Genomic DNA, 18,472 nt, shown 5'->3' with positions numbered 1-18,472 from the left:
TTAAAAACCATAATTAAGGGTAATGCCCAACGTGCGAGGGGAAGCCATCCGAACGCTGCGTCCAAAGCTGGTATCGCCCGAACCATAAATCAGATAGCGAGTGTTAGCCAAGTTTTGTACCCAGAAAGCCGCATTTAATTTGCCTACTTGGAGGTTTATTCGGGTATTGATGAGGCTGTAAGTGGGTTGTTTTAGGGTATTCTGCAAGTCGGTATAAAATTGCCCTACCGAACGGTATTCACCGCGTAAACTCAATTTAGCCGTTTTGGCTAATGGGATACCGTATTGAGCCGCCAAATAAAAGGTATGATTTGGGGCGTTGGCTAATTTTTTACCCGTCACGTCAATTTTGGTTTCGGCCATAGTGGCAAAATCCACCCGTGTCAGTTTGAAATCTTGGTATTTGCCGCTGTTGAGGCCAAGGCTTGCGTCCAACTCAAGGTTCTTAACTGGAATCATGGTGGCATCAAACTCAAGTCCTCGGGTTTGGACATCGCCTAAGTTCTCGCGGGCGTAAGTGAAAGGAGCGACCAAATTGTAAAACTGCAAGTCTTTCCAATTGATTAAGAAGGCCGTAAGCCCTACTCGTAGTTTGTTTTCCATGCCCGTGGCCTTCAAGCCTGCTTCGAAGTTGTCCGAAAACTCAGGTTGGAAGGTTTGAGAGATGCCTTTGGGCAAACGTTGTGAATTGACACCACCTGCTCTAAAGCCGCGCGTATAGCTTATATAAACGCTTGATTTTGAGCTGATAATATAGTTGATGGCGACCTTTGGTGAAACGGCAGTATATTTGCCCGTGACGGTTGAGTCGGGCCGAACGAACGTCAACACATTATTCATGAAAACTGCATCGCCGACTCCATTGAAGATAGCTTTGCGGTTTTCGTTGTCGTAACGCAACCCTGCGGTGAGTTCGAGCGATGGCGTGATTTTGTAACCCATTTGTCCAAATACCGCCAAACCGTTGTTGACTGTTTTGTTGCGGAAAGCCGCGTACATCCCTGGCGCTAGTTCGTAGGCTAAATTGGTGGTGGGTTCGTAGCCCGTTTGGTTAAAATAGAAAACTCCTGCCGAATAGCTCAGTTTGGAGTCAACCGCGTTGGAGTTGATTCGGAACTCTTGGGTAAATACCTTTTGCGGAGGTAACATTTCGCCAATTTCTTTTTCTCTGAACGTGTGATAATAGCCAGGAAAATCAACGTCTTTGTAAGCCATGCCGATGGCTTGGGTAGCCGAAACCGACGTGAGCGTATAGCCCGAACCGTAGTATTTTAGGTTCAAAGACGTATTGACGATGTTGCGTTGGTGAGTGCCGATACGCGTCAGGTAAATCTTATCAGGGTTGGCAAACGCTAATTTTTCATTGCCCACACTCAGCATAAAACCCGTGGCGTCCGACTTATCCATTTGTGCTTTTACGTTGAGGGTCGCGCTGAATTTACTGCTTGGAAACCAGCGCAAATAGGCGTTGCCGTAGAGGCTTTCTTCATCGCCTACCCGTGCGCCCTGAATGTTTTTGTCGGTTTTTCCGAGTCCAGTCGTATCATTTTTTAAGAATCCATTGCGTTTGCTATATACTCCATTGATACCAAAGAACAATTTGTCTTTCACAATCGGGGTTTTAAAACCTGCATTGTAGCGTTGTAACCCCAAGTTGCCGAGGCTTAGTTCAGCAAAACCATTGGTGCGGTTGGTAGGTTTTTTGGTGATGATATTGACCACACCTCCCATGGCATTGCGACCGAAAAGCGTTCCTTGTGGCCCACGAAGTACCTCAACGCGTTCGATGTCAGCCATTTGAAAGCCCCCTCCGATGATATCTAAGGCGTTTACGTCGTCAATGTAAGTAGCCACGGCAGGGTTTTCGCTGAACACCTGCACGCCTCTGATGGACTGGATTTGCTGGAATGCCACGCCCAATTCGGAGTAGAGATAATTGGGGACAATCGCGGTTAGGTTTGCTAGTTCCCACACCCGAGCGTCCTCCACTTTCTTGGCCGACAGCGACGTAACTGCCACGGGGATATTGAGTAAATTTTGCTCAGTCTTTTGAGCCGTCACCACTACCTCGCCTAAGTCTTGCGTACTTGGGTTAAGGCTGAAATTTAGTTCGGTATTTTTATCGGTCATCGTTACCTGCTGAATTTGAGTAGCGTAACCTACGGCACTAACCGACACTTCGTATTTCCCACGGGTTAGGGTGAGTTGGTAGCTGCCGTTTTTGTCGGCTACGGTGCCTTTGGGGCTATTGAGCAGTGTTATTGTAGCAAAGGCAACGTTTTCACCCGTGGTACTTTTGACAGTTCCTTTGAGGGTTTGAGCGATAGCATAACTACCGAAAATGCAAAACAGAAGTACTTGTATAGTTACTTTTATTGGGTGCATGTGTTGGATTTTTATTTGTAAATAATTGAAAATTAGTGGGTTGTATTATTTTTGTATCGAGATGGCCACTACGGCAAAAAAGAAAATAAAAACAAGTACAATCCAAATCAGCCCAAATCTGAATAGGCTGAAAACCCAAGATTTTAAACAATGCCTCGCCTCAAAGAAGCGAGGCTGTTAGTATTAGTTCATCTTGATTAATAAACTCCCGCTAGGCATGTAGAACAAGACCTATCAGGAGGACTATTGCCGTGAAAATAACTCCTACTAATGCGGCAATAATGCTGTAAGCCACCAACTGAACTACCCGATTGAGTTGCTTTGGCGGAATGTTTGAAAATTTACTATTGTCGTTCATAATCAAAAAGTTAAGAGAGATATGAGTACGAGGGATGGGATAAAAATGATACCAAGTGCCACGTAAAATCGGCTTTGAGGGGAAAATTCAAAGGGTGAATGGTTTGCTCGTGTTACGCCAGTACCGCGCAACAATTCGCCAAGTTGATCGTCGGTCAACATAGAAAAATGTGTCAAGAATGAAAACTTGGAAAATAAGTGCTTACTTCCACTCAGGAGGAGAGGGAAGGCAATCACAACTGCAAAAAAGGGCTTAACCGATGGGAGGTTTGATAGGTACTTGGGTGTGCTTTGGAAGAAGGAAGTGCGCACAAGCACTCACAATGACCGTAATAAAGGTAGTTTGGTAAGGAATATTGAAGGAAATAGACAATTCTTCAAACGAATCTTCCACCATTTTTTTGAGGTGAGAAGCGTGTTTTTGGGTTTCTTTGGTGGCGTTGTCTTCGGCAATTTTTTGCAGTCGTTTGGCTAAGTAACACTTCCCGTCGCAGTGAAGCTGAGGCTTGAAACGGTTTTCGCAAAGGTTCTTGATAATGTATTCTTTACGTAGTTCAAAATCCAAATACACCACAGGCACAAGTAAGGTCTTGATGCTTACAAGGGCAAATAACAAAAGTGCTATGTGTTGTTTTTTGAACATATTGATAACGGCCGACACAAAGGTAGATAAATCGTGTCAAATGATGATAAAACCAGACATGAATGGGTGAAAATGAGCTTACTATAAGCGATTCAAGACAAGAATCATACTTAGCAAAAGCAACAGCAAAAGCAACATGGTACTCCACTGTTTCCAGCGAGGTGCTTTGCTGCGACTTAGCTTCGATTTACTTTGTTTTTTAGCCATAACAGCATCTTTTTTGGTTTGCAGGTAACCACATAGAACACAATAGACGCATAGCACTCCCATGTCCTCTATGTGTATATTCTACTGTGTCCTATGTGGTTAAAAAATAAACTTACTAACTATTTATTCAGCGTCAAAACCCACTCTGCTACCTGTTTGATTTTGTCGTCGCCCAGATGCGCTTGGGCAGGCATGGCGGGCCCGTCTCGTTTTTTGCCAGGCTGACGAATCCAGCCCATCAACCCATTGAGATTGCCTTTGTAAATCCCTGCGGCTTCTATCATGCTAGGCCCTACGAGTTTGTCGTTTACCTGATGACAGGCCACGCAGTTCATCTGAAAAATGGCTTCCCCAGGGTGGGTAGCGGTGGCGGTTTCGGTGGTTTTGGGCTTGAGTGCCTCCGCTTGGGCTTCTTTGACCAGTTTTTCGTATTCAGCCGTTTTTTTGGCTACCAACTTACGGTGAGGGTCAATGACGTTGGAACGGTACAATTGCCGCCCCGAGCCCATGAAAAGTACAACGACGCCCATCGTCAGGGCAATTTTGGTGAAATGACGCCCAAACTGAGCCGCTGGCCCCGTGATTTCTTTCCACAACCAAACCATCGCCACAATGGCAATGGACGCTCCCGTGAAAATAACCAGCAAGACATTCCAGCCCAAGCCTTGACTGGGAAGGGTAACGAGGACAATCGGACCCACCAAAAACTGCACAACCGACCCATAAAACGTGACGGTGTAGAGGTTTTTGCGGACATTGTAGCGGCTTAACGTGGGGAATTTTTCTTCAAAATCGAAGTCTTTTCGACCAAAATACCAAACCAACAACAACCCCGACGCGGCCATGCAGGCATTCAGAAAATGGAGGTAACGGGGAAAAACGTTGGGCAATACCAACGCCGACAAAAACCCTTCTACCACCGACCATTTGTCGGGGAACATCATCAAATTGACGTTGGTCAAAAAAATGAGGGGGACAAACAAGAAAATGGCCACGGCCGTTGCCAAAATGCTGATGTGCAAAAACTTGTTGTTGTCGAGCTTGTGCCACAAAAACTTGTGGGCGTAGAGCAACAAAAAGGCAATCGTCACCAGCGGAATTATCAAAATCCACATCAAACCCGTGAGGGCATTGGCCGTGTAGAAGTACGTGGTATAGAGCGTATTGATGGCCAACAGCGGCGCGATTCCCATCACCACCGCCATGGATTTATTGACCGTAATGGTTTGGGCCACTTCGTAGGCAAGTTTGTCGTAATCGGGCTTGCGAAGACCGAGTAATTGATACACCAACGTCAGAATAGAACCACCAACCATGAAGTTGATAAATAAAATATGTACCAAAAACATAGATACCAATACCACAACCAACACCCACTCGGGCACGGGCAAGGGAAGCGGAATGTCCTTTTGGACAATGGTTTGGGTTTGCAGAAGAATGTTTAAAAACATGATGAATATCGTTAGAATGGAAGGTTGATTAACGGACAGCAGCTACGGGTTGCGAAGGCTTGGGTTTGTTAAAACCAAGGCCATCTTGCGCCCCCGAAACGGGCTGCGGGTTGGTTTGCAGCTCTTTGATGTAGGCACAAAGGGCGTCCAACTCGCGGTCGTTGCCAGGGAAAGGCGGCATGAAATACCGCGCAGAGTGCATGTTTTTGATGTACCCTTTCAATTGCGCCGTTTCCCAAGGTTTGGTGCCAAACATGTCCGTAAATTTTCCCGTCATGGGGTTCACCGCGCCATTGGTGGTGTGGCAACGGCTACAAGTCAGGATAAATACGTCTCGACCTGCCTCTAACATATTGTCATCGGTCACTTCTTTGTTTGCCACAAAATTGGCGTGTTTCAGTACGCCGTCGCGCTGTAGAAGGGGATAGTCTTCGACCCGTAAGCCATTGGAATACATGTATTCGCCGATGACGTAAGGCTTGCGGATAAACTCGCGCAGGCGTTCAAAGTGACCCATCAAGCCCACAACGAGCAAAATACTCACTCCTGCCAACCAAGCAGGAGCAGTTTGTGGACGAAAATACGACCAATTGGCCATGCCAATCACCAATCCGATGGCGACGATGACAATGACCACGATTTGGCTGTACCAGTTTTGAAACTCAAGCGTTCCCATCGCCACGGGCAAGTTACCGACCAAGCTTTTTGGAATCATGTAGTAGTACAACATGGCTCCTGCGGCCGCCAACGGCCCCCAAATCAATACCCATTTGCTGATGGAACGGAGGGCTATTTTACGAAATTCGAGGTCTTTGCGGGTGTAAATCAGCGTTAAAAACATGGCAATCATACCGCCCATGGTCATGGCGAGGGGTGTGCGGAAAAACAATTGAGGCAAATACACGGGATTTAAGAAACCGTACAAAAAGGTGCGGTCGTTGTTCCAGTTGCCCGTATCCATCATAAACGACAAAATGGACACGATAATCGCCATCGTAATCCAAGAAAAAAAGCTCAAAAATAGCCCGTATTTGACGTGTTTAAATTTTTGTAACAGGTTGGCTTTTAGTTTTTTCCACGTTAAGAAATAAAACAATATAAGCACGACTTCGGTCACAAAAACGAGCCATTCGACAAACCATGCGCCAAAGAAAACGCGGATGAGACTGGCGATGGAGGCGGGGTTAACCAACGAGGCCGAAAACCAAATACCAACGCCCGTCATGGCACCAATGGTGGTCGTGATGAGAAAGGCCACAAACAAAATTCGGTATGCGAGCGCGTCCCACTTTTCGGCTAGCTCGGGGTTGGTTTTTAGAAGCCTGAACCCTTTGATTTCGAGCATGGCGACTACGGGCATAAGTCCAACCGCCAAGGCGTGGTTGATGACGGCATGGAGGACGGCGATAATGGCAATCAAAGCCCGATTGCCAATAAAATCGAGGTGAAAGATTGGAAAATCCACGAGAATAAAGTGTTTAATGAAACCATAGGGATACGGGGCTTCTTCCCTGCTGAGATGCGGCAGAGAGAAACGATGAAGCGCTACCCCGAACGACGGAGCAGCGTATCAAATGGACATTAAACGGTACGTGGAGGGTGCGGAATTTTTTGGTGAAATAATAGCCCTTTTCCTGCCAAATAGGCAAAATCGGCGTTGGAAGCAACGTCCGTTGGAAGGCAGGGGGGGACTTCGATGGCAACTTCTTCTACAAAAAGATTAAAAACGTAGAGGTTCAGCGAAGCCTGTTTTTTCTTGGTGGGTTCTTGTCCAAAATCCAACAACGACAAGAGCTGTTGTTTGGCGCGTTCGTGGGATTGGCTAACTGTTTGTTCCGATTGGGCATAAGATTCCTGAAAAGTAAGCGGATTGTCAATGGAAAACACGAGCAAAGCGGTGAGAACACTTTGCATGAACATGACCCCCACAATGGCGACAAGCAACCACCCCCGCAGACGAAGAATCTGACGACGGGTTAATTTGGAAATATCTATTCGCAAACGGAACAGCATGGGGTTGCGGAAAGGTTGTAACAAAAATACAAATTACCAGCCAACATAACCCTCGGGAACAATATTTTTTAAGCGTAAATACACAATGACTTGTCCACGGTGGTGAATGATGTGGTTTTCAACGGCATAAATCAGGCGCCACATGGGGATTTCGCCGTTGGTGAAGCCTGTTTTTTCGTACAGTTTCGCTTCAGGAAGTTCTCGAACGGTTTTTCGGATAAACGCATACATGGCTTTTACTTCGCTGACCACCTGCTCTTTGTTCATGACTTTGGGCAACTTTCGCTCTTTGAGTGGGTTCACCACGCCCGTACGCCCCGCAAGTTGGTTGATTGAAAAAATGACACAGTGACGCCATTGTTCGGCAAAGGTCATAACTGAATCTGTGGCCTTAAATTGATAAAATTCGGCGGGCATTTGGTCGCAAATTTTAAGGCTGTACTTTTCCGACATGTCAAATGCGTCGATGAGTTCTTGGCGAAGTTCGGCCGTTCGGTTTTGAGCATTTGCCACTACCGACGCGCACAAAAGGACTAAAAATAGGTAACGTTTCATGTTAAAATAAAAAAGTTAAATGCGTTGAAAGGGTATTTTTTAGCTTTAAATCTCCGCCCGAAAGCTGCTGATAAAGAGGAGATTGATAAGTAATTCCTGCCGAAGTTCGTTTGAAGTAAACTTCTAATCCTGCATTTGCCGTACTTAGCGTTCCTCCCGTAAAAGTGTTCTTTTGGCCGTTCTTGATGTCGTACCCAAAATGTTCTACATATACTCCTACGTTGGGCATGAGGGTAAGCGATGAAAGCGACAAGGTACGAAAAACCGAAACCGACCCACTGAGGCGGTTGGCAAACCGATAATGATTGGGGTTGGTGGTGTTGATTTTGTAGGAAACGTCCACGTTGGAACCCCATTTTTGGTAACGTAGGTTATAAATCGCGTTCACCACAAAGTCAACACTACCCGTGCCGAGTTGAAAGTTGGCATTGGCTACTTCGGTGCCATCTTCCACGTACCGAAACTTGCCCGTTGGGGCCTTAATGCCGCCTCCGATGAGCAGGGTTTGGTCAATTTTGTGGGTGGTTGAATCCCAAAAGGTATTCACAATGTTGTAGTGGAAAAGAGCCGATACGTCGCCCAATCCGCTGATTTTCTGAGGAGTTTCGGTGCGATAAAGTGTTTGGGTATTCCAGTTGTACGGGACGAATACCATGAGCTGCGTGCGTTTCAAGGGATAAAAACGCGCCCAAAGTTCGGCCGTTTGGAAGTTTTCTCGGGCGCGAAAAAACGTGCTATTGAGGTGCGATTCGTAATTTTTAACGCGGTAACGAACCCCTGCAAAACGTAAATGTGACTGTGGCAAAATGCCAAAAAATGAGCCACCATTGCCACAGCCACAAATATCGCAAGCGTGACTTGGGGAAGTAGCTAGTAAGTAGTAAAGTAAAAGCTTTAGGGTAGTTGCTTTGATGTAGTTCGTTGATTTTGAACGATTAACAGTTAACAAATAACGGTTAACTTGTGCTTCAGCACTTAGCAGTAAAAATGCGTAAAATGACTTTTTCATGGTGCAGCAAATCGGGGGTTGGTCAAAAACTCTTGGTCGGTGAGTGTTTTGAGAAAAGCAATGATTTTTTGTTGTTCATCGGCGGTCATCGGGATGCCCAAACGGCCGTTTTGTTTCAACAGCGGGTCGAGGCTGCCCGTTTCTTTGACTCCTTCGGCATAAAATTTGAGAACGGCCTCAAGGTTCAAAAAACGCGCATCGTGCATGTACGGGTACGTTACTTCGATGTTGCGGAGGGTCGGTACTTTGAATTTGTTTTTGTCGGCGTCGTTTTCGGTAATGCGGTAACGGCCCAAATCGCCCGTGTATTCGGGAAGCAGGCCATTGCTACGGAAACTATGGTCGGTAAAAAGCGCGCCGCTGTGGCATTTGGCGCAACCTTTGTCTTTAAAGAGTTGAAATCCAGCCGTTTCGTCGGCGGTAAGTTGGGCTTTTCCTGCCAAAAACTGGTCGTATTTGGAATTGGCCGAAACCAAGGTCAACATAAACTGAGACAATGCCTTCAAAAAGCGTTCGGTCGTAATTTCTTCGGTGCCGTAGGCTTTTTTGAAGAGCTTGGGATACTCTTTCGACCCCCGTAATTTTTGGAGAACGTTGCCAATTTTGTCATCCATTTCGAGTGGATTTTCGATGGGGGCAATCGAAAATAAATCCAAATCGAATACTCCGCCATCCCAAAAGAACGAATCTTGCCAAGCTAAGTTAATCAGCGGAGGGGCGTTGCGGGTGCCTTCTTGGTTGTTGATGCCGTGGCTAAACCCGTGTCCGTGGTGCGTAAAAGCGTGACTTTGGTTGTGACATTCGCCGCACGAAATGCTGCCATCGCGCGACAGGATACCGTCGAAAAACAACTGTTTTCCCAACGCAACGCCGTCGCTGGTGATGGGATTTTTACTCAAGTCGTAAGTCGGTTGCGGAAAAGTGGCGGGCACCGAAAAAAGGGTTTCGGGGCTTGCTTCCCCTCCCAAAAGGGAACAAGAAGCAAGCCAACCCATAAAACTCAACGATACGGCCAAAAGCCGCCAGCGTGTGCTGTTCATTCGATTACATTTTGTCGTTGTGAATGTGCTCTACCTTGAACATTTTAGCGTACCCGTCGGCAAAAGGTTTAGACGCCGCAGGGTTCATCATCACGCTTGTTTTGGCAATACTCGTTCCTTGGCTGAACGTTTGCAGCACGTCCGTCACCACGTGAACCGTGGGTGCAATGTTTTTGCGAACCTGCGCAGTGGTTGTGCCAAACGAAGTCGTTACGGTGCGGAGGTTGTTGGCCGTCACCGACGTGCGTCCGCCAAAGCCTCCGATGTGGAATTGAAACAACTTCGTAGCTGTCGTAGCCGCCGAAGAAATTCCTTCCATTTTGAAGAAAATATAACCAGAGTTCCACGACCAGTACATGTTGTCGGTGCCGTAAGAAGCAGGGTCAAGCACGCCCGTGCGTTGCGCCACGTCCGAAATGCTTTTTAAGCTGTCAACCCCAATCATGTAGCTCATTGAGGTATAGTCTCCCGCAGGCACGTCGGGCAAAGTCACTGTCAAGGTTTTGGTATCGGCTTGGCGAATCAAAAAGTATTGATTGGGGAATTTAACTTCAGTTCCGTCGGCTTTTTTGAGCGAAAAGTTGCTGACAAAATAGTTGAGGGTTGATACGGTAAAGTCTTCACCCAACGAATTTTTATAGCTTTTGCTGCCTAACACCAGTTTTTCACCTCCTACGTAGTTGTCAAACTCGATGCTGAGGGAATTTTTATCATTAGGCCCGATTTCTTCTTCTTTGGTACATGAAACAAAAATAAAAGACACTGTCAACGCCATAAGCGCTGAAAATAAGAAAGACTTTTTCATTGGAAATGAATGATTTGTTTTGCGAAATATTGAACGATAGTGAAAATGGCGCGTACAATCTCTAGGACTAACCAAGTGGCTAGTTTAGCACGGACGGCCACAATGGACAAGTGCCATTGGTTCAGAAATTATGACAAAACAAATGCGGGTGGGCGCAGCAGCGAGGTGACGAATTCAGTAGGGGTAGGAGGTAGGTAGTGCATATAAAACACCCGTTCAGCATTTGTCATCTGAACGGGTAAAAACACAAACGTAAGCTCATCAAACACCTCTTGGGTGATTTTTTTGAAGGCATCTTGTTGTTTTTGGGCTTCTTCGCGGGCGTGGCCTTCGGCTACTTTGGTGAGCTGCTTGGCGAGGTAACATTTCCCGTCGCAATGCAGCTCAGGTTTGAAGCGATTTTCGCAGAGGTTTTTGATAATGAACTCTTTACGCAGCTCAAAATCAAGATACACAAACGGCACCAACAGCATTTTGATGCTGAGGAGAGCGAATAAAAAGTAGGCGATTATCCTCTTACCGTTCATGGATTGATGTTGAAAACGTCACAAAGATACGCCCACATCCTCCAACATTGTATGATAAATGTCACACAAATTTTAATTTGAACAAATCATCAAGTCCAAGTAGGTGTTGTACTAAGCCCAAGGCGTAAGTGTTTTCATAGTAGTTATACGGAGCTATAAGTAGGTAAAATTAATAGGATTTAGCTCAGTATAACTCTATAATCAGCTAAATCGTGTACAAAATACCTACATATAGCTGATTATAGCTAAAAAGCCTTTCCAAAACCTGGGTCGGCAAAGCGGTAGTCTTTTACAAATTGTTCGTCGGAGAGGGTTTTTAAGAAGGCAATGATTTTGGCCTTTTCGTCGTCGGTCATCGCAATGCCGAGTTGGCCGTTGGCTTGCAGCGTTGGGTCTAAGGTAGCGGTTTTTTGGACGTTGGTGGTGTAGTGGTTTAGTACTTGTTCGAGAGTACTAAAGCGCCCGTCGTGCATGTAAGGAGATGTATAGCCGACGTTGCGCAAGCTAGGAACCTTAAATTTGTAGAGGTCGTCGGGGTTTTGAGTGATGCGAAAACGCCCTTGGTCGCTGGTGCGGCTGTTGTCGAGGCCATTGTTACGAAACGATTGGTCGGTAAACAATTCACCCGCGTGGCAAGTCGCACATTTTTGTTTAAACAAGGCCAATCCTTCTTTTTCGGTCGCCGTGAGGGCGTTGGTTGTACCGCGCAGGTAAAGGTCGTAACGGGAATTGTTGGACACCAAAAAGACCATAAACTGCGACAAGGCTTTGGTAAACCGCTCGGTGGTAATTTCGGTGCTGCCAAAGGCTTTTTTGAACAGTTCGGGGTAATTGGGATTTTTACTATCGCGGAGTTTTTGGAGGACATTCGGTAGCTTTTCGTCCATTTCAACGGGGTTTTCAATGGGCGCAATTGGAAACAAATCCAATTGATGGACGCCTCCGTCCCAGAAAAACTCTTTAGCCCACGCCATGTTTTGAATGGGCGGGGCGTTTCTCATGCCAATTTTGTCGTCAATCCCGTGGCTCAAATCGTGCCCGTGGTGGGTAAAAGCCACGGCTTGTTGGTGACAAGTGCCACAGGCAATGGTGCCATTTCTTGATAAAAGTCCATCGTAAAATAATGAGCGCCCTAGTTGAAACCCGTCATAAGTAAGCGGGTTAGACTTGAGGTCATACACCAGTGGCGGGAAGTAGCTAGGCTGAGTCAGTTCCAGCGTCTCGGTCGTGGGCGTAGTGGGGTCGGGAGTGGGTGACGACGATTGCCGACACGCCGCCCATCCAAACAAAGCCATAGCAACGACAACGAGAAACGACTTGTTCATGCGTGGTTAATCTTTTACACTGCCAATGCTAAACATGCTGGCGTAGTTGTTGGCAACTGTACTGGAATAATCGGCAAACATCACCGTGGGGTACTGGGCGAGGCTTACTTTTTGCGTACCATTAAAAATTTTAGAAATATCGCTCACTACCTCAATCACTGGCTGTTGGTTGGGCCCAACGGTAGCGGCTACGCTTCCCAACGGCAGCGTTACGGTACGGAGGTTGTTAAATGTTTTGGCATTATAGCCCCCAAATCCCCCAATGTGGTAGCGGTATTTGCGGTTTCCTGCGGCATCGGCAGTCACTTGAGGTGAAGTTCCTTCCATTTTGAGGAAAATATAACCTGAGTTCCAGGACCAATACATCCCGTCGCCGTCGTGGGTAGCATCACCTGGGTCGAGTACGCCCGTGCGGCGGCTGATGTCCATGGTGTTGCGAAGGCTATCGACCCCAATCATAAAGCGAAGTTCGGTATAGTCGCCCGCTGGAATGCCTCGCAGGGTTACTTTTTTGGAGGCAGGATTAGACTCTTTGATAAGAAAATAACTCGAATCTTGCGGAACAGTATAGAGCGTTCCGTCCGATTTTTTGAGCGAAATGTTGCTGATAAAATAATTGTAGGTAGTTACGCCGAACGTTTCGCCCATGGCATTTTGGTACGACTCTTTGCCCAACACCACGTCTTGCGTGCCTACTTTATTGGTAAAAGACAGGGTAAGCGTATTTTTTTCATTGGGGTCTGGGTCGGTTTTGCAAGACTGTAGCGCAGTTGCGAAAATCAAAAGCCCGAAGAATAGCTTTTTCATTGTGCCAGGAGTTTACGTAAAGATAGTTTTCTTTTAGTAGTAACGCGTTATCGGGCGAAAATGATGCGAGAAAAATAAAATTGTTGTGGGGAAGGTGTTACGTATCCATTTTTAAACACATAGGCCACATAGAATTTTCACATAGAAAACAAATCTAAAGGTCGATGTTGTGGCTTTCTTTGTTTACTATGTGTTTATTCTAATTGTGCTCTATGTGTTTTAAAAGTATCAAAGTAAAGTACTTAGCGGCTCTTACGTTTGGCTAAATGGGCTTCAAGGTCGGTCAATGACAAGGCATTGAAGGTCATGTCTTTGGTCAAACCACCTTTTCGTCCCACGGCCACGCCGTAGTGCATGTCGTAATAGCCATTTTTTTCGTGGGCATCGGGGTTGATAGAAAGCATCACACCTTTTTCCATGCAGTACCGAATCCAGCGCCAATCCAAATCCAACCGCCACGGACTGGCATTGATTTCGATAACGACTCCGTTTTGGGCGCAAGCGTCGATAATCAATTTGTAGTCAATGGGATAGCCTGCCCGTGCCAACAGCAAACGCCCTGTTGGGTGTCCCAAAATGGTTGTATAAGGGTTTTCGATGGCTCGAAGTAGGCGCGTTGTGGCTTTTTCGAGGTTCATGTTGAGATTGCTGTGAACGGACGCTACCACAAAATCGAACGTTTTCAAAATACTTTCGGGGTAGTCGAGCGAGCCATCGCCCAAAATATCGGATTCGATGCCTTTCAAGATTTTAAAAGGAGTCGAAAATTCTTGGGCAAAAGTTTGGTTGAGGCGGTCGATTTCGGCGTGTTGTTGTTCTACGCGTTCTTCGTTGAGTCCTTGGGCATAGGTGGCGGTTTGGGAGTGGTCGGCAATACCAAGGTATTCAAAACCAAGTTCTTGACAAAAACGCGCCATTTGTTCGAGGCTGTGTTTTCCGTCGGAATAAGTGCTGTGGTTGTGCAAAATTCCGCGCAAGTGCGGCCATTCTACCAAGTCTTCGTTGGCGTGGGTGCTGCGCCAGTCAAATTCTCCCAAGCCTTCGCGCATTTCGGGAACGATGTACGGAAGTCCTGCACTTTGGTAAATTTCTTCGGCCGACACAAACGCTTGGGCGGTGTTGGCCAACGATAATAATGTATGCCCCGACGGGGTTTTGGCAAAAAGGTGGGCGTGGGCGCTGTCCGAAATAAAACGCTCGTTCTCAAAGCGTTCGGGCTGAACAAATTGAATTTCAACGTTTACTTCTAGCGTCTTTTTTACCTCAATTTCTTCGCCTTGGGGCGGAAGGTCAGTGGCTTGGCTGCGGTCTTGGATTTTGCCACGCCACACAAACGGCGACGATTCTTTGGGATTTTGTACCAACCAACCCACCGAACCAATGATTTGGGCCGCAGCTACGGGCGATTCGGTACCTACTACTAGCTGAATCGTTTCCACAATTTCGCACTTACGAGCTACTTCACCCGTAATGGCCACTTGGGCAAAATGAGGCTGCAATTCTTCCAAAATAAGGTTGGCAAGAGCTTCTCCTTTGTCCATGCGAAGTTTCCCCGCTTGACTCCGTAAGAAGGCCATCGAGTCCAAAATCTTTTGTTGCGTCCCTTCGCCGAAGCCTTTCAATTTGGCAATTTGACCACTTTCGCAAGCTGCTTGCAAGCCTTCGAGGGTTTCGATGCCCAAATCGCGCCAAATGGTACCAATTTTCTTGGGGCCAATGCCTTTGATTTTGAACATTTCCAAGACGCCGACGGGAGTTTGGGCCAACAATTCGTCGAGTTCGGCCAAGTGACCCGTGTCAATAAGCTGCACGAGTTTCCCCGCCATGTTTTTACTAACTCCCTGAATTTTTGTGAGTTCATCGGCCGAAAGACTGGCAAGCTCGGCGTCTTTGAAGCGGTCGAGGTTAAAGGCGGCAGAACCAAATGCCCGCGTTTTGAACGCATCGGCATTGTGAAGTTCCATTAATTTGACGGTAAGTTCAAGTACTTCAACAATTTCTTCGTTTGACATGGCAGGGTTTGTTCTTTGATTTGTTATCCGTGTAATTGTTATCTGTTAACCGTTATCTGCATTTCGCTGCTCGCTAATATACGACAAAATGCCTTCAAAATCGGAGGCATGAAACCACCGAAAATCGCCTTGGTGCTTAAACCACGTCAGTTGGCGTTTGGCGTAGCGTCGGGTATTGCGTTTGAGCAATCGCACCATTTCGGCGTAGTCGTAGGCTTCGTCAAAATAATCGTAAATCTCTTTATAGCCAACGGTTTGCAGGGCATTGTGCTCACGAAAAGCGATGACTGAGCGGGCTTCTTCGACCAAGCCAGCGGCGAGCATTTGGTCCATGCGGGCGTCGATGCGTTGGTACAATTCGTCGCGGTCGCGTTCTAAGGCAATCTGGATGATTCGGAAAGGGCGCTGAGCCACCTGTTTTTCCCGAAACGATGAATAAGGTTTCCTCGTCAGCAAACACACTTCCAGTGCCCGAATCACCCGTTGGGTATTTTGAAGGTCGTTGGTAGCGCAGTAAACGGGGTCAAGTTGTTGGAGTTCCGCTTGTAGCACAGCCAAGCCTTCGGTTTCGAGGCGGGACATGAGTTGGGTGCGCAGTTCGGGAGGCGTTTCTGGCAAATTATCCAGTCCTTCACACACTGCTTTGATGTACAAACCCGACCCGCCCGTGAGGAGCACCACGTCTTTTGTTTGAAACAATTGTTCCAAAAGTGCCAGCGCATCGCGTTCAAACGAACCCGCGCTGTACAAGGTTTCAATGGAGTGAGAGTCGATAAAATGATGCGGAACACCCTTCAATTCTTCTAGTGAAGGTTTGGCAGTACCAATGGAAAGTTCGCGGTAAAATTGCCGAGAATCTGCCGAAATGACTTCTGTTTCGAGCGTTTGGGCTAGTCGAACGCATAAGTCAGTCTTTCCCACTGCCGTGGGGCCAGCAATGACGATAAGAAGTTTTTGCAAGAATTAATTAGGCTTAAAGGTCATTTCCAACGTTTCTCCAAACACGTTTGTATAGGAAACTTGGAGGGTATTTTCGGTGAGTTTGACGATTTTATAGTTCGTCTCGTTGTTTAGCACAAGCTCAGTTTCGGCGGTGTTAAACGCCCACGTTCCTTTTTCAAAGACTTGGTCGTCTTGCGTACGGCACTTGGTTGCGCCTTCGTTCCACTCATAGTTTTTGTCGGTACGAAACACCATGTTGTTGTCACGCACACAGGCAACAGTCTGATTGAAGACATCATTTCCGTTGATTTTAGAAACTGTCAACACCCAGGCTTTTGAGGATTTGCCTGCCAAAAGCTCCGTTTTGGTAATGTTAGGGTCGGGAGTTGGATCACCGCCGCCAGTGCTAGTAACGTTGCATTGACTGAGTCCCAACACGGTCATCGCTAAAAATATCCACAAACGAACAAGTTTCATAGCCAAAAAAGTTAAGAATGGTCAAAGTTAATGCTTTTATTTTTGGGAATAATAAGACACAGGTCGGTTTATGGATTTTGTCATGCAAAAATATTGCCGAAGTTTGCCGAGAAATGTGTGAAAGCACAATAGTATAAAAGCTGATTGAAATGATTTTAAGAAAAATGAGTACGAAAAAACGAATTGTGTCTTTTTGACATAAATCAAAAAGTAAACCTATCATTTATCAAGAACCCGTTCTTACAATCTGACTTTTTATGACGCTAGGACTAGAAACCCTTGACTACGTAATTTTCCTCATTTATTTCGTCATTGTATCCAGCTACGGCTATTGGGTATATAAACACAAAGGCAAGCAAACCGCTGATTCCAAGGACTTTTTCTTGGCGGAAGGTTCGCTTACGTGGTGGGCGATTGGGGCTTCAATTATTGCTTCCAACATTTCGGCGGAGCAGTTTATCGGAATGAGCGGACAGGCTTTCCAGCTTGGGATTGCCATTTCTGTCTATGAGTTATTGGGGGGAGTAGCGCTCATTATTGTAGCGGTTTATTTCTTGCCAATGTATCTCAACAACAAAATTTACACCATGCCGCAGTTTTTGTCGAAGCGCTACAATGAGCGCTTGGCTACCATTATGGCGGTATTTTGGTTGTTCCTCTACATTTTTGTGAACCTCACGTCTATTATTTATTTGGGGGCATTGAGCTTGGAAAAAATGACGGGCTTTTCATTCATGCCTTGCGCAATTTTCTTGACCACTTTCGCGGTGATTATCACCTTGGGAGGGATGAAAGTGATTGGCTACACCGACGTGATTCAGGTCGTTTGTTTAATTTTTGGTGGATTGGCTACGACCTACTTGGCGTTAGATTTGCTTTCTGTCAAGGTGGGAACGGGCGCGGGCATTATGGAAGGGCTTGGCCTCATTCGTGAAAAAGCAGATAGCCACTTGCACATGATTTTTACCCCAGGCCAATACCAAGTTCACGACGGGCGTGGTGGGTTTATCGATGCCTACAACCAGCTTCCAGGTATTATGATGTTTATCATTGGTGGTCAATGGGTAAACAACCTTAATTATTTTGGCTGTAACCAATACATGACGCAGCGCGCCCTCGGGGCCGACCTCAATACGGCACGTAGCGGCGTGTTGTTTGCGGCTTTTTTGAAAATGATGATGCCTTTCATCGTGGTATTGCCAGGACTTGCAGCGTATGTATTATTCCAAGAAAATGCCGATACGTCGATTGTAAACGGAATTACGCAAAACGGTATCGTTAAGCCCGATAATGCGTACCCTGTGTTGCTCAATTTATTGCCAGTAGGCTTGAAAGGACTCGCTTTTGCAGCTTTGACGGCGGCGATTGTGGCAAGTTTGGCGGGGAAAGCAAACAGTATTTCAACCATTTATGTGTTAGACATTCACCAGAAGTTTTTCAACAAAAACTTAACTGAAAAACAAACCGTGTGGACGGGGCGAGTGGCAATTGTGATTGCCTTTATCATTGCCTTGATTGTCAGTCCGTTGTTGGCTAATTTCGGTCAGGCTTTTGAATACATTCAGGTTTATACGGGCTATATTTCACCAGGTATTTTGAGTATTTTCTTGCTCGGATTTTTCTGGAAAAAAGCCACAGCCAATGGTGCTTTAGCCGCAGCGGTGTTGAGTATTGCGTTGTCGGCCGTTATCGAAAATCTTTATCCATCCTTCCCGTTCCTCAATCGTATGGGAGTTGTGTTCTGGATTTGCTCGGCGGTTCACGTAGCGATTAGCCTTGCCCAATCGAAGGGTCAAAACCAAGAAAATGCGTTTGAGGTACGTTCGGAATGGTTCCGCGTAACGCCATCTTTCCGCTTGGGAGCCATCGCTGTTATTGTAACTTTTAGCTTGATTTACTGGATTTTCTGGTAGGTCT

At 46.4% G+C, this 18,472-nt stretch carries 16 protein-coding genes; 1 reads left to right on the top strand and 15 read right to left on the bottom strand.

Going from position 1 to position 18,472, the window contains the following annotated elements:
* The 15 genes from AC23N5_RS15230 to AC23N5_RS15160 all read right to left on the bottom strand — a co-directional run bounded on the left by AC23N5_RS15230 (position 1) and on the right by AC23N5_RS15160 (position 16,555).
* Positions 1–2,385, bottom strand: coding sequence for a TonB-dependent receptor (locus AC23N5_RS15230; RefSeq protein ID WP_487756247.1), 2,385 nt, complete (start codon positions 2,383–2,385; stop codon positions 1–3).
* A 610-nt stretch (positions 2,386–2,995) separates the two neighbouring features.
* Positions 2,996–3,385 carry a hypothetical protein gene (locus AC23N5_RS15225; protein WP_183979115.1) on the bottom strand — a complete coding sequence of 130 codons (390 nt, stop codon included), beginning with the start codon at positions 3,383–3,385 and terminating at the stop codon, positions 2,996–2,998.
* A 326-nt stretch (positions 3,386–3,711) separates the two neighbouring features.
* On the bottom strand, positions 3,712–5,043 hold the full coding sequence (locus AC23N5_RS15220) for a c-type cytochrome (RefSeq protein WP_487756246.1): 1,332 nt from the start codon (positions 5,041–5,043) through the stop codon (positions 3,712–3,714).
* Positions 5,044–5,071: 28 nt separating this feature from the next.
* On the bottom strand, positions 5,072–6,508 hold the full coding sequence (locus AC23N5_RS15215; RefSeq protein ID WP_487756245.1) for a c-type cytochrome: 1,437 nt from the start codon (positions 6,506–6,508) through the stop codon (positions 5,072–5,074).
* 116 nt (positions 6,509–6,624) lie between these two features.
* Positions 6,625–7,056: a hypothetical protein gene (locus tag AC23N5_RS15210; protein WP_487756244.1), complete on the bottom strand. Its 432-nt coding sequence runs from the start codon at positions 7,054–7,056 to the stop codon at positions 6,625–6,627.
* Between the two features lie 33 nt (positions 7,057–7,089).
* Positions 7,090–7,611, bottom strand: coding sequence for a DinB family protein (locus tag AC23N5_RS15205; RefSeq protein WP_183979105.1), 522 nt, complete (start codon positions 7,609–7,611; stop codon positions 7,090–7,092).
* A gap of 1 nt (position 7,612) precedes the next feature.
* Positions 7,613–8,620 (bottom strand): hypothetical protein, encoded by a 1,008-nt coding sequence (locus AC23N5_RS15200; protein WP_487756243.1) that lies wholly within the window; start codon positions 8,618–8,620, stop codon positions 7,613–7,615.
* On the bottom strand, positions 8,617–9,660 hold the full coding sequence (locus tag AC23N5_RS15195; RefSeq protein WP_487756242.1) for a cytochrome-c peroxidase: 1,044 nt from the start codon (positions 9,658–9,660) through the stop codon (positions 8,617–8,619). Before AC23N5_RS15195 ends, AC23N5_RS15200 begins: the two co-directional genes overlap by 4 nt.
* 4 nt (positions 9,661–9,664) lie before the next feature.
* Positions 9,665–10,465 carry an MbnP family protein gene (locus AC23N5_RS15190; protein ID WP_183979101.1) on the bottom strand — a complete coding sequence of 267 codons (801 nt, stop codon included), beginning with the start codon at positions 10,463–10,465 and terminating at the stop codon, positions 9,665–9,667.
* A gap of 128 nt (positions 10,466–10,593) precedes the next feature.
* The gene (locus AC23N5_RS15185) at positions 10,594–10,992 is read right to left on the bottom strand and encodes a hypothetical protein (protein ID WP_487756241.1); all 399 of its coding nucleotides are present in this window, start codon (positions 10,990–10,992) and stop codon (positions 10,594–10,596) included.
* 245 nt (positions 10,993–11,237) lie between these two features.
* Entirely contained in the window at positions 11,238–12,317 is a 1,080-nt protein-coding gene (locus AC23N5_RS15180) for a cytochrome-c peroxidase (protein ID WP_487756240.1), read from the bottom strand.
* Between the two features lie 6 nt (positions 12,318–12,323).
* The gene (locus tag AC23N5_RS15175) at positions 12,324–13,124 is read right to left on the bottom strand and encodes an MbnP family protein (protein WP_487756239.1); all 801 of its coding nucleotides are present in this window, start codon (positions 13,122–13,124) and stop codon (positions 12,324–12,326) included.
* Between the two features lie 242 nt (positions 13,125–13,366).
* Entirely contained in the window at positions 13,367–15,136 is a 1,770-nt protein-coding gene (locus AC23N5_RS15170; RefSeq protein ID WP_487756238.1) for a helix-hairpin-helix domain-containing protein, read from the bottom strand.
* A gap of 45 nt (positions 15,137–15,181) precedes the next feature.
* On the bottom strand, positions 15,182–16,096 hold the full coding sequence (miaA, locus tag AC23N5_RS15165) for a tRNA (adenosine(37)-N6)-dimethylallyltransferase MiaA (RefSeq protein ID WP_487756237.1): 915 nt from the start codon (positions 16,094–16,096) through the stop codon (positions 15,182–15,184).
* A 3-nt stretch (positions 16,097–16,099) separates the two neighbouring features.
* Positions 16,100–16,555 carry a DUF5004 domain-containing protein gene (locus AC23N5_RS15160; RefSeq protein WP_183979068.1) on the bottom strand — a complete coding sequence of 152 codons (456 nt, stop codon included), beginning with the start codon at positions 16,553–16,555 and terminating at the stop codon, positions 16,100–16,102.
* Between the two features lie 257 nt (positions 16,556–16,812).
* Here AC23N5_RS15160 and AC23N5_RS15155 point away from each other — a divergent pair, with 257 nt between their 5' ends.
* Positions 16,813–18,468, top strand: coding sequence for a sodium/sugar symporter (locus tag AC23N5_RS15155; RefSeq protein ID WP_487756236.1), 1,656 nt, complete (start codon positions 16,813–16,815; stop codon positions 18,466–18,468).
* Positions 18,469–18,472 lie beyond the last annotated feature (4 nt).

The sequence above is a fragment of the Runella sp. R5_40 genome, from assembly GCF_057652295.1.
The sequence above is the reverse complement of the archived record's forward strand: the minus strand, read 5'-3'. Positions and strand labels throughout refer to the sequence as shown.